The organism is Frankia sp. ACN1ag (genome assembly GCF_001414035.1).
GTDB classification, from domain to species: domain Bacteria; phylum Actinomycetota; class Actinomycetes; order Frankiales; family Frankiaceae; genus Frankia; species Frankia torreyi.
This window is the reverse complement of record NZ_LJPA01000001.1, coordinates 255,324-270,020: the sequence shown is the minus strand read 5'-3', so window position 1 is coordinate 270,020 and position 14,697 is coordinate 255,324. Positions and strand designations below refer to the sequence as shown.

At 73.8% G+C, this 14,697-nt stretch carries 11 protein-coding genes and 3 pseudogenes; 7 read left to right on the top strand and 7 right to left on the bottom strand.

From position 1 onward, the window contains the following. Window positions 1-38 precede the first annotated feature (38 nt). The gene (locus UK82_RS01125; protein WP_396230429.1) at window positions 39-968 is read right to left on the bottom strand and encodes an LLM class F420-dependent oxidoreductase; all 930 of its coding nucleotides are present in this window, start codon (window positions 966-968) and stop codon (window positions 39-41) included. 403 nt (window positions 969-1,371) lie between these two features. Here UK82_RS01125 and UK82_RS01120 point away from each other — a divergent pair. The 4 genes from UK82_RS01120 to UK82_RS01105 form a co-directional block, all read left to right on the top strand. Continuing rightward, window positions 1,372-2,498: thiamine pyrophosphate-dependent dehydrogenase E1 component subunit alpha (locus tag UK82_RS01120; protein ID WP_236705329.1), on the top strand; the 1,127-nt coding region annotated here is incomplete at its 5' end. After that, the gene (locus UK82_RS01115; protein ID WP_082121903.1) at window positions 2,495-3,568 is read left to right on the top strand and encodes an alpha-ketoacid dehydrogenase subunit beta; all 1,074 of its coding nucleotides are present in this window, start codon (window positions 2,495-2,497) and stop codon (window positions 3,566-3,568) included. The genes UK82_RS01120 and UK82_RS01115, both read left to right, overlap by 4 nt. 31 nt (window positions 3,569-3,599) lie before the next feature. Next, a complete protein-coding gene (locus UK82_RS01110; RefSeq protein ID WP_055406033.1) occupies window positions 3,600-5,099 on the top strand; it encodes a dihydrolipoamide acetyltransferase family protein in 1,500 nt (499 codons plus the stop codon). A gap of 120 nt (window positions 5,100-5,219) precedes the next feature. Continuing rightward, complete coding sequence (locus tag UK82_RS01105; RefSeq protein WP_009741405.1) at window positions 5,220-5,456, top strand: hypothetical protein; 237 nt, start codon at window positions 5,220-5,222, stop codon at window positions 5,454-5,456. A 701-nt stretch (window positions 5,457-6,157) separates the two neighbouring features. On the opposite strand, the pseudogene UK82_RS34860 reads toward UK82_RS01105, so the two are convergent. From UK82_RS34860 to UK82_RS34855, 3 genes and pseudogenes are all read right to left on the bottom strand, one after another. After that, window positions 6,158-6,474, bottom strand: a pseudogene (locus UK82_RS34860) (acyl-CoA dehydrogenase C-terminal domain-containing protein); the annotation flags it as partial. 1 nt (window position 6,475) lies between these two features. Continuing rightward, window positions 6,476-7,806 (bottom strand): annotated as a pseudogene (locus tag UK82_RS01095) (acyl-CoA dehydrogenase family protein); the annotation flags it as partial. Between the two features lie 33 nt (window positions 7,807-7,839). Next, on the bottom strand, window positions 7,840-8,005 hold a 166-nt coding region (locus tag UK82_RS34855; RefSeq protein WP_236705361.1), incomplete at its 3' end, for an acyl-CoA dehydrogenase N-terminal domain-containing protein. Window positions 8,006-8,172: 167 nt separating this feature from the next. Here UK82_RS34855 and UK82_RS34850 point away from each other — a divergent pair. Together UK82_RS34850 and UK82_RS34845 are read left to right on the top strand one after the other, a co-directional pair. Beyond that, a pseudogene (locus tag UK82_RS34850) lies at window positions 8,173-10,525 on the top strand (patatin-like protein); the annotation flags it as partial. A gap of 1 nt (window position 10,526) precedes the next feature. Beyond that, the coding region (locus tag UK82_RS34845) for a DUF3376 domain-containing protein (protein ID WP_236705328.1) at window positions 10,527-11,952 on the top strand (1,426 nt) is incomplete at its 5' end. A gap of 30 nt (window positions 11,953-11,982) precedes the next feature. Here UK82_RS34845 and UK82_RS41800 read toward each other — a convergent pair. The 3 genes from UK82_RS41800 to UK82_RS01075 form a co-directional block, all read right to left on the bottom strand. After that, on the bottom strand, window positions 11,983-12,696 hold the full coding sequence (locus tag UK82_RS41800; RefSeq protein ID WP_055406030.1) for a hypothetical protein: 714 nt from the start codon (window positions 12,694-12,696) through the stop codon (window positions 11,983-11,985). Between the two features lie 179 nt (window positions 12,697-12,875). After that, window positions 12,876-13,349: a hypothetical protein gene (locus UK82_RS01080; protein WP_201784149.1), complete on the bottom strand. Its 474-nt coding sequence runs from the start codon at window positions 13,347-13,349 to the stop codon at window positions 12,876-12,878. 50 nt (window positions 13,350-13,399) lie between these two features. Continuing rightward, window positions 13,400-14,062 carry a nitroreductase gene (locus UK82_RS01075; RefSeq protein WP_055406079.1) on the bottom strand — a complete coding sequence of 221 codons (663 nt, stop codon included), beginning with the start codon at window positions 14,060-14,062 and terminating at the stop codon, window positions 13,400-13,402. 91 nt (window positions 14,063-14,153) lie between these two features. On the opposite strand from UK82_RS01075, the gene UK82_RS01070 reads away from it, so the two are divergent. Beyond that, window positions 14,154-14,651: a MarR family winged helix-turn-helix transcriptional regulator gene (locus UK82_RS01070; RefSeq protein WP_044885425.1), complete on the top strand. Its 498-nt coding sequence runs from the start codon at window positions 14,154-14,156 to the stop codon at window positions 14,649-14,651. Window positions 14,652-14,697 lie beyond the last annotated feature (46 nt).

The following is a 14,697-nucleotide window of genomic DNA, read 5'->3' as shown; positions in this document are numbered from 1 at the left end:
GGCCACCCGGCCGACAGCGGTCACAGGGCCGACAGCAGTTACAGGGCCGACAGCGCCGGTGCCAGTTCGCGCCACTGCCGGCGGGGCAGCCCGCGGCGGTCGAAGTCCAGGACCTGTACGGCGACCTGGTCGGCCCCGGCGTCGAGATGCTCCTTGATCCGGCCGAGCAGGACGTCGGGGTCGCCCCAGGGGACGATCGTGTCGACCAGGCGGTCGGAGCCCGCGCCGGCGAGGTCGTCGTCGTCGAACCCGAACCGGCGCAGGTTGGACGTGTAGTTCGGCAGCCGCAGGTAGGACCCGGTGTGCCGGCGCGCCAGCTCCCGAGCCTGCTCGGGGTCGTCGTGCAGGACGAACGCCTGTTCGGGGACGAGCAGCTTGTCCGGGCCGAGGATCTCGCGGGCCGCCGCGGTGTGCTCGGGCGGGACGAAGTAGGTGTGCGCGCCGTCGGCGCGATCGCGGGCAAGACCCAGCATCTTCGGCCCGAGCGCGGCGAGGACCCGCGGCGGCGGCTCGGCCGGCGCCACCGCCCGGTACTGCTCGGCGGCCATCCGGTCCATCTCGTCGAGGTAGGCCGCCATCTGCGCGAGCGGGCGGGTGTAGGCGGCGCCCCGGATGTGCATCAGCTCGGCATGGGAGACGCCCAGCCCGAGCAGGAAACGGCCGGGGAACGCTTCCGCGAGGGCGAGCTGCGCGGCGGTCATCGTCAGCGGGTTGCGGGCGAGGATCTGCGCGATCCCGGTCGCGATCGTGATCCGTGAGGTGGCCGCGAGGGCGAGGCTCGCGGTGACCAGGACCTCCCGGCCCTTGACCTCACCCGTCCACAGGGTGGGGTAGCCGAGCTCGTCAAGCTCGGCGATGGCCTCCCGGACGACGCCGGCCGGGGAGAAGTCGAACTGCCCGCTCCAGATGCCGACCTTCCCGATGTCGCGGCGGGCCGGCGGGCGGGGCACGTCCTGCGCACTCGTCACCGCGACACCGTACCGACCCGCGGCCCCGGCACCGAGCGGGGAGGCGTGACCACCCGCGCGGCGGACTCGCAGATCGGGTTGCCGGCCTCCGTCTGAGGTCTATCGTTGCCGAGTGTGACGGAGCTCATGCAGCTACTCACTCCGACCGGTCATCGGATCACCGTCGCGTCCCGGGCCAGGACGCCCGAACCGGACGCGCCGCCCGCCGCGCCGCCCGACCGGCCGGCAGACACACCGCCGACCCCTGGCCGTCCGACGCCCGGCCGACCGACCCCCGGCCGTCCGAAGGCTGGCCATCCGAAGGCTGGTCCGGACGCCGGACCGCCGAGTGGAGAACTCACCGCCGTCGACATCGACCTGCCCGCGTACGTCGCCGACCTCACCGACGACGAGCTGTTCGGTNTGTACCGGGACATGGTGCTGGTCCGACGCATGGACGAGGAGGCGACCAGCCTGCAGCGGCAGGGCGAGCTCGGGCTGTGGGCGAGCCTGCGCGGCCAGGAGGCGGCGCAGGTCGGATCCGGGCGGGCGCTCGGGCCCGACGACATGGCGTTCCCGTCCTACCGCGAGCACGGGGTGGCCTGGTGTCGCGGCGTCGACCCGGCGGCGGTCCTGGCCATCTTCCGCGGCGTCAACCTCGGCGGTTGGGATCCGGCCACGCACGGCTTCGCCCTCTACTCGATCGTCGTCGGTTCGCAGACGCTGCACGCCGCCGGCTACGCGATGGGGATGACCTGGGACCGCTCGGCCGGGGCCGCGATCGTCTACTTCGGGGACGGCGCGTCCAGCGAGGGCGACGTCAACGAGGCGTTCGGCTGGGCGAGCGTGTTCTCCGTCCCCCTGGTGTTCTTCTGCCAGAACAACCAGTGGGCCATCTCGGAGCCGACCCGCCGGCAGAGCCGGACCGAGATCTTCCACCGGGCGGCCGGATTCGGCTTCCCCAGCGTGCGCGTCGACGGTAACGACGTGCTGGCCTGCCTCGCCGTGTCCCGGTGGGCGCTGGCGATCGCCCGGGCCGGTCGGGGGCCGGTGCTCGTCGAGGCGGTGACCTACCGGATGGGCGCGCACACGACGGCCGACGACCCCACCCGCTACCGGTCGCCGGTCGAGCTCGAGGTGTGGCGTCGGCGGGATCCGCTGGACCGGATGCGCGCCCATCTTGCGGCCCGTGGCCTGCTCGGTGAGGAGCGTGACCGGCACCTGGCCCTCGAGGCCGACACCTTCGCCCACGAGCTGCGCGCCCGCTGCACGGCGATGCTCGACCCGGACCCGACCAGCCTGTTCGACCATGTGCAGGTCACCGAGAATGGGCTGGTGGCGGAGCAGCGTTCGGCGTTCGCCGCCACGCTCGATCCGGGTGACGGCGGGACGGACGACCGGCTCGACCGGGAGGATCGACCCGGCACCGGGGATCGACCCGGCACCGAGGATCGACTCGGCGTGAGGAATGGGCTCGGCGTGAAGGGTGGACTCGTGGCGGGCGAGACGCACGTACCAGGCGAAACGCAGCTACCAGGGGAGGCGTGGTGACCAGCGGAGCCGTCATCACCGGCGAGCAGCCCGCCGAGGTCGGCGGGGAGCGAACCGGCGAGCCCGCCACCCCCGTGCCGATCACCCTCGCGAAGGCGTTGAACCTGGGCCTGCGCTCGGCGATGGCGGCCGATCCCAAGGTGATCGTGATGGGCGAGGACGTGGGCACCCTCGGCGGCGTGTTCCGGGTGACCGACGGCCTGCAGAAGGAGTTCGGCGAGGCCCGGGTGATCGACACGCCGCTGGCCGAGTCGGCGATCATTGGAACCGCGATCGGGTTGGCCATGCGCGGCTACCGGCCCGTCTGCGAGATCCAGTTCGACGGCTTCGTCTACCCCGCGTTCGACCAGATCGTCAGCCAGCTCGCGAAGCTGCACTACCGCTCCGGCGGGCGGATCAGGCTGCCGGTGACGATCCGCATCCCGTTCGGCGGGGGCATCGGCGCCGTCGAGCACCACAGCGAGTCCCCGGAGGCGTACTTCTGCCACACCGCGGGGCTGAAGGTCGTCGCCTGCTCGCACCCGGTCGATGCCCACCAGATGATCCAGCAGGCGATCCGCTCCGACGACCCGGTCATCTTCCTGGAGCCGAAGCGGCGGTACTGGGAGAAGGCGGTGGTGGACCCCCGTCCGCTGGGCGAGGTGTCCCCGGATGGGACCACCGGCCTGCACAGCAGCGCGGTGGTGCGGGCGGGCACCGACGCGACCCTGGTCGGCTACGGCCCGACGGTGCGGACCTGCCTGGATGCCGCCGAGGTCAGCGCGGCCGACGACGGCCGGTCGTTGGAGGTCGTCGACCTGCGCTCGTTGTCCCCCCTCGACCTCGAGCCGGTGCTCGCCTCCGTGCGGCGGACCGGACGGCTGGTCGTGGTGCACGAGGCGCCGTCGAACGTCTCGGTCTCCGCCGAGGTCGCCGCCCGCGTCGCCGAGCAGGCGTTCTACTCGCTGGAAGCGCCGGTGCTGCGGGTCACCGGGTTCGACACCCCTTACCCTCCCGCCCGTCTCGAGGACCACTACCTGCCCGACGTCGACCGCATCCTCGACGCGGTGGACCGGTCCTTCGGCTACTGACCCGCCCGCACTATCCGAACTGGGGTTCCCCGTGGCGCAGCGACAGTTCCGGCTCCCTGACCTGGGCGAGGGTCTGACCGACGCGGACATCGTCCGCTGGCTCGTCCAGGTCGGCGACTCCGTCACGGTGAACCAGCCGCTCGTGGAGGTCGAGACCGCCAAGGCGGTCGTCGAGATCCCGAGTCCGTTCGCCGGGGTGCTGGTGGAGATCCACGGCGAAGCGGGCAGCACCCTGGCCGTCGGCGAACCGCTGCTGACGGTCCGGACGGCCGATGCCGGGCAGCCCGAGCCCGCGGACGCAGCCCCCGCACCGGCGACGGCCGCGTTCGGGTCCGCCGGCGGTGCGGCGGGCGGGGGGCGGCTGCCGGCCTCCCGCGACGGTGGTGCCGGCGAGCGCGTGCCCGTGCTCGTCGGCTACGGGCCGCGCCAGGGTCAGCAACGTCGCCGCAGTCCCCGCCGCCAGGCTGCCCCGGGACCCGCCCGCGGGAGCGGACCGGCGCGGGTGGACGGCGCGGGGCTCGACAAGCCCGCGGTGCTCGCCAAGTCCGCGGTGCTCGCCAAGCCACCCGTCCGCAAGCTGGCTCGCGACCTCGGTGTCGACCTCGCCGGGATCGCCGGTACCGGCCCCGACGGCACGATCAGCCGGGACGATGTCCAGGCCGCCGTGCACACCGTCGCCCGAGCGGCGCCCGCGGCGACTCCGGCGTCGCAGCCGACCGCACCGGAGGCGCCGGCTACGCCCACCGCACCGGAGGCGACGCCGCCCGCCAACCGGCGGATCGGCGCGGTCCCGGCCGACGCGGCTTTCTCCTCCGCGACCGGGGCCTGGCACGTGCCCGTCGTCGGGGTACGGCGGTCGATGGCTCAGGCCATGGTCGCCAGCGTCACCGCCGCGCCGCACGTCACCGAGTTCCTCAGCGTCGACGTGACCGCCACCATGGCCGCGCGCGAGCGCGTGGCGGCGCTGCCGGAGTTCGGCGGCATCAAGGTCACGCCGCTGCTGTTCGTCGCCAAGGCCCTGCTCGTCGCCGTGCGCCGGCATCCGATGATCAATTCTCGCTGGGTCGAGGACGGGGGCGCGGGGCGGGCGGAAATCCAGGTCCCCGACCGGGTGAACCTCGGCATCGCCGTGGCGGGGCCGCGCGGCCTCGTCGTGCCGAACATCCCCGACGCGGGCCGGCTCGATCTCGTCGGCCTCGCGCGGGCACTCGCGGGGCTCACCGCATCGGCCCGGGCGGACCGGCTCGACCCGACGGATCTTCGTAGCGGGACCATCACCATCACCAACGTGGGGGTGCTCGGCGTCGACGTCGGAACGCCGATCCTGAACCCGCCGGAGGCCGCCATACTTGCTCTGGGCTCGATCCGTCCCACTCCCTGGGTGCACGACGGTCAGCTCACGGTACGTACGGTGGTGCAGCTCGCCCTGTCCTTCGATCACCGCATCGTCGACGGGGAACTGGGTGCGGCGGTGCTCGCGGATGTGGGTGCAGTGCTGACGGATCCCACGCTCGCCCTCGCCTGGTCGTGATCGACTCATCGGATCCACCAGCACGCCACAAAGCACACGAGAGGGGCGCACAACGGCGCACAGTCGGCCCCCTGGTACGGTTGCGCCTCTGACCGGCTTCCGGCACAAAGAGGTGGAACCATGACGCGAGTGGAGGCACTTCAGGCCGCGGACGAGTTCGTCGCCAAGGTTCTGACCTCCGCCAACTCCAGCGGCCGGTTCACCGGCACGCTGAACCTGGCCGAACGGGTCGACCTCACGCTCCGGGTGGCCCGGTTCCTCCTGGAGGGGCAGTCCTCCTCGGACACCGACGACCTGCTGAAGCGGGACATGCGCAACGAGCTGGACCAGGCCTTCCCGCCGCTGCGCACGTCCTGACGCCGACCCCGGACGAACAAGCCGCCCGGAGCCCGGTTCCCCGGACCCGGATCACGGGTCGTTCGGGGAGCCGGGTCGTTCGGGGAGCCGGGTCGTTCGGGGAGCCGGGTCGTTCGGGGAGCTGGGCCGGGCGGCGGCGGGCAGGCGGACGGGCCCGGCAGGAGACAGGAGACAGGAGCTCACCGCCGCGACGCGGAGCGCTCCTCGCTGCCGACGTGCACGACGGGCTGCGGCTCGGGGTTCGCCTCCGGGTGGCGCGCGGAGTTCAGCTTGCGGTCCTCCTCGGGCGTGAGGTCCGGCTCACGCCGACGCGGTGCCTCGACCGGGGTGACCGGGTCGACCAGGATTGTGTCGTCGACCGAGATCGGCGTCGGCACGCCGCTCTCCACCGACTCCTCGACGATCTTGCGGCGCCACTGGTTCTGGTACAGCGTGATGCCGAGACCGACTGCGCTGACGAGCATCATGATGAGGCCGACCATGTCGAGGCTGAGGCCGGAGGGATCGGAGCGGACGGCGAAGGCGAGGATGGCGCCGAGGGCGAAGAAGGCGAGGCTCAACGGGATTCCCATGCCGCCCCATCTACCCGCGGAACCGCCCAATACANCCCCGCCGGGCCGGCAATTGCCACGGACCGCGCGAGACCTTCCGCGATCCGTGGCAACCCTCGCGGACCCACCGCGACTCGTGGATCATCGAGCTCAGAACGCATCCTCGGGGAGATCCATGAGTCCGAGCCCGGTCGACTCGACCACGGCCCGGCGCGCCTTCAGCTCGGGCAGCACGTTCGCCGCGAACCAGCGGCCCGCGGCCACCTTGCCCTGGTAGAAGGCCGTGCCCTGGTGCCCGGCCCGGGCCGGGCCGGTGCCCGCCTCGTCGAGGGCGCGCAGTGCCGCCTCGGCGCCCCGCAGCAGCAGCCAGCCGATGAGCACATCACCGATGCTGAGTAGCAGGCGGGTGGAGTTCAGGCCCACCTTGTAGACCTGCCGGGCGTCGTCGGCGGCACCGGTGAGGTAGCNGACCAGCGAACCCACCATCGCCTGGACGTCGTCCAGCGCGGCTCCCAGCGCCTCCCGCTCGTACTGCAAGGCGCCGTTGCCGGCCTCCGCCTTCACGAAGGTCTGGATCTCCCCCAGCACGGCGGTCAGCGCCTGCCCGCGATCCCGGACGATCTTCCGGAAGAACAGGTCCTGGCCCTGGATCGAGGTGGTGCCCTCGTAGAGGGTGTCGATCTTGGCGTCCCGGATGTACTGCTCGATCGGGTAGTCCTGCAGGTAGCCGGAGCCGCCGAAGATCTGCAACGAGGTCGAGAGCAGCTCGTAGGACCGCTCGGAGCCGACCCCCTTGACGATCGGCAACAGCAGGTCGTTGATCCGGACCGCGAGTTCGTCGTTCTCGCCGCGTGCCGCCGCCTGGGCCACCCGGTCCTGGAACGTCGCGGTGTACAGCACCAGTGAACGCATGCCCTCGGCATACGCCTTCTGCAGCATGAGCATCCGGCGGACGTCGGGATGGTTGATGATCGCCACCCGGGGCGCGGTCTTGTCGGCGGACCGGGTGAGATCGGCGCCCTGTACCCGGGTGCGGGCGAAGTCGAGCGCGTTGAGGTAGCCCGACGACAGCGTGGCGATGGCCTTCGTACCGACCATCATCCGGGCGTACTCGATGACCTGGAACATCTGCGCGATGCCCTCATGCACGTCGCCGACCAGCCAGCCGACCGCCGGCGCCCGCTCGCCGAAGTTCAGCTCGCAGGTCGCGGAGACCTTCAGGCCCATCTTCTTCTCGATGTTGGTGACGTACACGCCGTTGCGCTCCCCGGGCGCTCCGGTCGCCGGATCCGGCATGAACTTCGGCACGACGAACATCGACAGGCCCTTCGTGCCCGGGCCGTGCCCCTCCGGCCGGGCGAGGACAAGGTGGAAGATGTTCTCCGGAACATCCCAGTCGCCGCTGGTGATGAACCGCTTGACGCCCTCGATGTGCCAGGTCCCGTCGGTCTGCTCGACCGCCCGGGTCCGGCCGGCGCCGACGTCGGATCCGGCGTCCGGCTCGGTGAGCACCATCGTCGCGCCCCAGTGCCGCTCGATGGCGTAGCCGGCGAGTGTGCGCTGCCACTCGTTGCCCAGCCGGTGCAGGATCGCCGCGAAGGTCGGACCGGCCATGTACATGAACACGGCCGGGTTCGCCCCGAGCAGCAGCTCCGCGGCAGCCCAGGCAACCGTCGGCGACGCGCCGAGGCCCCCGAGGTCCGTCGGGACGAACAGCCGCCACCACTCGCCGTCCTGGACCGTCCGGTAGGAGCGTTTGAAGGACTCGGGCAGGGTGACCGAGCCGGTGGCCGGGTCGANCGTCGGCGGGTTGCGGTCGGCATCGGCAAACNACTCCGCGACCGGGCCGGTGGCCAGATGCTCCAGCTCGGCGAGCACCTCGTGCGCGGTCTCGGCGTCCATCTCCTCGAACGGAGCGGTGCCGAGCGTGCGATCGACGCCGAACACCTCGAACAGATTGAACTCGAGATCCCGCAGGTTGCTCCGGTAGTGGCCCATGAACGGCTCCTTTCCGGGAGCGCCGGGCGGCGCGCACGGCCGGGACCGGCTTGCTACTCGTGAGTACGGTGTTCCCATGCTACCCACGAGTAACCCGTTGACAAGTAGGGCGACGCAGTAAACAGCTCCACCAATCCGCACCGACCGCGACAAGCGCGGATCGGGCGATGTCCGGCACGTCTACCCTTGCCACCATGCGTGACGAGACGACCCAGGAAGTGCGGCTTGCGGTCGTCATGACCGGTGGCGCCAGCCTCGCCGTGTGGATGGGCGGAGTCGCCACCGAGATCAACCTGGCCACCAGCCCCGGGCACACCCGCGCCGACGATGCCGACGCCGCGGTCGCCGCCCGGTACGCGCGGCTCGCGGCCATCCTCGACGTCGAGCTCAGCGTGGACGTGCTCGCCGGGGCCTCCGCCGGCGGGATCAACGCGACCATGCTCGGCTTCGCGAACGCCCGTCACGGCGACCTCGCCCCGCTGCGCGAGCTGTGGCTGTCCCTGGGCTCGCTGGACACGCTCATGCGCACCCCGGACGAGAAGGCGTACCCGTCGCTGCTGCGGGGGGACGCCGCCGTGCTGCCCGCCCTGCACACCGCCCTCGGCGCCGTGGCCGGGACGACCGCACCGCAGCAGGCCGCCGCCGCCCGGCCGACCTCGGTGTTCGTCACGACGACGATCCTTCGGGGCGAGGTCGCCGAACACTCCGACTCGCTCGGCGGCACGATGTACGACGTCGACTACCGGGGCCTGTTCGTGTTCGGCACACCGGACCTCACCGATCCCGCGGCGATCCCACGCCTGGCGCTCTCCGCCCGGGCCAGCTCCGCGTTCCCTGGGGCGTTCGAGCCGGCCTACGTGCCGGTCGGTCACGCCCTCGACGACACCCACCCGGACATGGCGCGCTTCGTCAACGCCGCCCGTTCCTTCCACGCCTCCGACGGCGGGATCCTCGTCAACCGGCCGATCGGCCCGGCGCTGGCGGCCATCTTCGACCGCCCCGCCGAACGCCAGGTCCGCCGGGTGCTGACCTACGTCGTGCCCTCCCCCCGTCCGACCCCGGCGACGCGCGACGCGCAACCCAGTGACCGGCAGACCCCCGGAACGCACCAGCTCCCCGAAACGCACCAGACACACGGAACGCACCAGACACACGGGCCTGGGCTGTTCCGCGGAACCCGGCTGTTCCGCGGAACACAGCCCGAGCCGGGGCGGGCGACCGATGCGCCGCCAGCGCCGCCGCTGCCGTCGGTGAGCGGCACCCTGCTGGGGGCGCTCGGCGCGGCCCTGAACCAGTCGATCGGCACGGACCTCGCCGCGCTGCGCGAGCACAACGAGGCCGTCCGCGGAGCCCGGGCCGGCCGCCGGCGTCTGCTGCGGCTGGCTCCGGCGGGCTCGGCCCGGCTGGCCGACGACAGCGTCTACGACGCCTACCGGCGCGCGGTGGCCGAACAGATCGCGACGCCGGTCATCGAGGCGCTGCTGCGCGTGCTCACCGACCGCTCGGACCTGCCGCGCCCGCCGGACGCCGATGCGCTGCGCACCGATGCCGCGGGCCGTGCCCGGATGACCAACGCCGCCAGCGGCGCCGTCCTGGAGACGTTGCCCGGCCGGTTACCGGGCGTCGGGGACCTCGACGAGCTGTGGCGGCTCGGTCAGCCCGCCCTCGACGGTGTCCGGGGCATCCTCGTCTCCATGATCAACGAGGGGTACGTGCTGTGCCCCGAGCCGGTCGAGCGGGCCCGCCTCGCCCGGCTCGCCGCCGCCGTGCACGACGCCGCCCTGGCCGGATCCGGCAGCCCGCCGCACCCCACCGGATCCGGCCGCGCAGGGGGGTGCGCGGCCGGGTCGGAAACCGCGGACGCGCGCGGGCCCGCTTCGCTCTACACCTCGTCGCCGCGGCCGGGGGTGTTCACGACAGTCAGCGAGACCCTCGCCGCGATGCCCGGAGCCCCGCTGCTCGACGTCCTCAAGGAGGCGACCCGCCGGTGGCTGCGCTCCGATCCCGCGGGGGCGGCGGATTCAGCGGGTCCCAGCGTTCCAGCGGGTCCCAGCGTTCCAGCGGGCCCCGGCAGCCCAGCGGGGCCCAGCGTTCCAGCGGGGCCCACCAGCCCGGCGGGCCCCGGCAGCCCAGCGGGGCCCGACGACCCAGCGGGGCCCGACGACCCAGCGGGGCCCGACAACCCGGCGCAGCCGGGGTCCGGGTGGGCGTCCCTCGCGCCGGTCGTCGGCGAGCTGCGCGGTGAGATCGCCGCCCTCGTCCGCCGCTGGACCCCGCCCACACCACCCCCCACGGGGCCCGGGATCCAGCCGGCGGGGCTCAGCGTCGGGCAGCGCCGGGCGCTCGCCGCCCGCACGCTCACCGACTTCGTCCACTACCTGCCGACGACCGGTGCGGACGCATTGATCGCCCTGCTCGATCTGCACCTGGTCGAACGCGCCACGACCGGCGGCGTGCTGGACCAGCCGGTCGAGCTCGTTCAGATCAGCGCCGACCTTCCGACCGCCCTCGACCCCGCCCNCCGCCTCGCCGAAGACAAGATCACGGGCCTGCAACTGGGCAACTTCGGCGCCTTCGCGAAGTCCTCCTGGCGGGCCAACGACTGGATGTGGGGGCGGCTCGACGGCGCTGGCTGGCTCGTGCGCATCCTGCTCGACCCGCGCCGGCTCGTGCTGCGGCGGGACCTCGCCGTGCCCACCGGCCCCCCGGCCGGCCCAGGCGGTGCTGCCGACGACGGGCGGGTCGCCGGCACCGCGGCGCTGGCCCGGCGGGGCTGGCTGGTCGCGCTCGTCGACGACCTCGCCGAGGTCGCGGGCACCCCCGTCTCGCAGGACGCGCTCGACGAACTCGCCTTCCTCGCCGATCCGGAGGCGCCGGTGCCGCCCAGCCTGCCGGTCACGGCCACCTGGGTGGCCGCCGGAATTCAGCGGGACATCGCGGCCAAGGAGCTCGTCGGCCTTGCCCGGGCCGTCCGCCAGGACAACGACTCCGGCCTCGATCCGCGACCCACCGCCGACTTCCTCGCCGCCGTCGACCGAGCCCTCGCCCCCGAGCCGGCCAGCACCCCACCGGCCAGCACCCCACCGGCCAGCACCAAGCCGCCGACCAGCACCTCCCCGGCCGGGAACGCTGACGGGACGATGGCGGGTGCTTCCACCGGTGCGGAGGTGATCTCGCTGGCGGCTGCCGCAGCCGCCCGGGTCGCAGCATCGCAGCGGGCCGCGGGAGCGCCGGCGACCGCGCAGGAGCCGCCACCCGCCACGACCGCCACCTCACAACCGTCAACCCCGCCACGACCGCCGGGCCTCAGCGGGGTGCCGGTGGCACCGGGAATGCTCGCGCCGCGAGCCGTGGACGACGTGCTGCGGGCCTGCCAGGTCCCGGCGGAACGCATCACCGACCGGGCGCAGGGCCCGATCCTCGTCACCGACCTGGTCCAGATCGTCGCCGTGGTCGCCGCCTGGATTGCCACGATGCGGATCCTGCCGCGGCCCCTGCGACCGGCGGCGTTCGTGGTGCGCACGGCGGCGCGGCTGGCCTGGGAGCTGGTCCGGGACGTGTCCCATGGCCGGCGGCGGGTGGTGATCGGGCTGGGGGCGGCGCTGGTGGTCCTGGGGATCGTCGGTGGTGTGGTCAGTTCCGGCGTGGTCGGGGGACTCGGCATCCTCGTCGCCCTGCTCGGCCTGCTGATGATCGGGCTGACGAGCTGGCGACGGGTGCCCGGCGGGCTGGCCGTGCTCGCCGCCGGGCTGATCGCGGTGATCGCGGCGGCGGGAGTGTTCCCGGTGCTGCACGACCGGCTGTTCGACTGGTTGGAGGACGACGCGGTTCCCTACCTCGCCGACCATCCCTGGGCCTGGGCGACCGTGTTCGGCGCGCTCGTGCTGCCCGGTGCCTGGTCGCTCGCGGAGGCCCTCACCACCCGCCGGGCCCGCCGCCGGGGCTGAGCGCGGGCTGGCCGACCCCTCCGCGGTCGCTCAGGAGACGTCCGACCAGCTCAGCAGGCCGTTCGGGTCCCGCAGACAGGACACCGGCCGCCCGGCGGAGTCCCGCAGGACCCGGCCGACGTCCGCCGGCTGGCACGACCCGCCCTCTTCCGGCCGCGACTGGGCGGAGGACGTCGGCGGCTCGGTGGACCACCGGCCGTCGGCGGAGGACACACCACCGACGGCGGAGGACGCACCACCGTCGGCCGGGACGCAGTACAGCACCAGGCCGTTGACGGCCATCGCCGGGGCTTTGCTGCGGTCAGGCGCGCACGCCTCGCCGAGGAATACCGCCGACGGCTGCGGGGTCGGCACCGCAGTGGTCGCGGCGGCCCCGCCGGCACCCCCGCTGGTCGCGCCGGGGGCGGGGCTCGCCCCGGGAGCCGCCGGCGCCGCGCCCGCACCCGACCCGGCCGACCCAGCCGCGCCCCCCGACCCAGCCGCGCCCCCCGACCCAGCCGCGCCCCCGGACCCGGAGGCGCCGGACGAACCACCGCCGGCCGTGGCGCCGTCGGGCGCGGCGCTCGCCGACTCGGTGGCACCCCCGGCGGCCGGCGGGGTCGCCGCGGGCGCGGCCGACGTGCCCTGGTCCGGCGGGAAGGGGCTGGTTGTGACCGAGGTGTCCGACCGGGCGGCGACGTCCTCGCCCGTCGAGCCGGACTCCGAGCAGCCGACCAGAACCGCGAGCAACAGTCCGCCCGTCATGGCCAGACCGAGCCGCCCCGGGCCCGAACGGGCGGCCGGCCGGCCGTTCCCCGGACGCGGGCGGGCGGACCCGTGCCGTCCCGGTGCTTGCGCACCACTCACGGCGAACCTCCCGTCGCAGGTCGGGAGCCGAGTCATACCCGGTTTCGGGCCCGGCCGACCAAGGCCCCCGGTCCAGCTTAGGTAGCCTCCTGCTCCCGCCGGGGCAACTTGCCGGGAACTGGGCCGTCCGGGCTCGTTCCCGGCGATGTGGGGACCCGTTGGGCAACGCTGCGCATTGTCGCGGCCGCCTCCACGTCACGAACGCACAACGCAAGCACCGCCACCACCAATGCAAGTTCCGCCACCACCAATGCAAGCTCCACGGGGACGAGGAGGGCCCAACGTCTCGCGGGCGCGTCGGCCGCGCCGAAGCCCGCGGCCGGCAGCGCCAGAACGGTGGCCACGAGCGCGACGCCGAACGCGGAGGCGAGCTGCCGCTGGGCGGTGGACAGCGCCGAGGCGTCGCCGGTGCGAGCCGGGGTGACGGTCGCGAAAGCCGCAGTCTGGGTCAGCAGGAAGACGAAGGACTTGAGACGGGCCGGTCGACAGGGCGTACCGGATGCCGGCCAGCCCACCCCCGGCGAGCAGGTAGCCGACGAGGTCGAATCCACGCGCCGCCGTCGTGGACGTCGGCGGGGCGCAGCACGCGAATCGCGGCCACCTACCCGACCGGGCCCGAGCGCGCCGAACCGACCGGCTGCACGGCCCCGGCGGTCGTCGCGACCTGGTCCGGGACGGCTGCGGCGACGGGCCGCAGCGTGCCGTCCACGGCCAGCTCGGCGGCGACCTGGTCGAGCGGGACCGCGGGCCGCGGCGGCAGCGGCGCGGCCTGGGCCTGCGTGCCGAGCTCGACCCAGCCGACCAGCTCCTCGCCGTCAGCCAGCCCGAAGGCAGCCCGGACCTGCGCGCTGTCCGGCAGCGGCACCGACTTCCAGGCCGAGGCCAGGCCGAGGGCGTGGGCGGCCAGGCAGATGTTCTGCGCCGCGGCGGCGGCGGAGGCGTCCTGCTCGGCGACGGGCACCTTCGACTCGACGCGGGCCGCGACGACGGCGATGAGCGCCGGGGAGCGGGTGGCCTTGCCGGCGGCCTTGCGCACGACCGGCTCGGGCAGGGTGCCGACGGCCTGCGCGGCCGCGGCGATGGCGCCCGCGAGGGTCGCCCGCGCGTCGCCGCGGACGACGACGAACCGCCACGGCCGCAGCATCTTGTGGTCGGGCGCCGTGGTGGCGGCGCCGAGGAGGACGGCGAGCTGCTCGGTCGTCGGCCCGGGCTCGACGAGTCGGGTCGCGGTGCGACGCGTCATGAGGCAGGCGAGGGCATCCACGTGGGACTCCTTCATTGGCGAGGTACCCTCACTATGAGGAATACCATCCTAAGATAACGCCATCACCACCGTAGACGAGGAGGGCGCCCGGATGCCGCCACCGGACACCGGCGACGAGGTCGTGAACCTGCTGCTCGCCGCCGGCCACCAGGTGCGGAACGCGGTCGACGAGGCGTTGCGGGCCAGCGTCGGGCTGACCCTGCGCCGGTTCAAGGTCCTGCAGTTGCTCGCGGACAGCGGGCCCTGCCGGCTGCGCGACCTCGCGGACGCGGTCGCGGTGGCGCCCCGGACGATGACCGAGACGGTGGACGACCTGGAGTCCGACGGCCTGGTGGCGCGCCGCTCGCATCCCACCGACCGGCGTGCGGTGCTGCTGGCGCTCACCCCGGCGGGCCGGGAGGCGCTCGCCGTCGGCCGCCGTCGGCGGGCGGCGACGGTGGCCGGCTTCACCCGCCATCTCACCGCGGCGCAGCGGGCCCAGCTCATCGAGCTGCTGGCGTCCATCCCGCGGCACGTACCCGCCGCGCCCGGACCCACCCCTTCCGGGGCAGCCCAACGGGAGACCGCGGGGAGCGAGCCGCTACCGTAGAGGTCGCCCCGATCGGACGATCCGCCGGGAGGCTCCCGTCACCGCC

Coding starts and splice junctions, on each gene's coding strand:
- UK82_RS01070 (WP_044885425.1), top strand. CDS start 14,154: ATGCCGCCACCGGACACCGGCGACGAGGTCGTGAACCTGCTGCTCGCC.
- UK82_RS41800 (WP_055406030.1), bottom strand. CDS start 12,696: ATGACGGGCGGACTGTTGCTCGCGGTTCTGGTCGGCTGCTCGGAGTCC.
- UK82_RS01105 (WP_009741405.1), top strand. CDS start 5,220: ATGACGCGAGTGGAGGCACTTCAGGCCGCGGACGAGTTCGTCGCCAAG.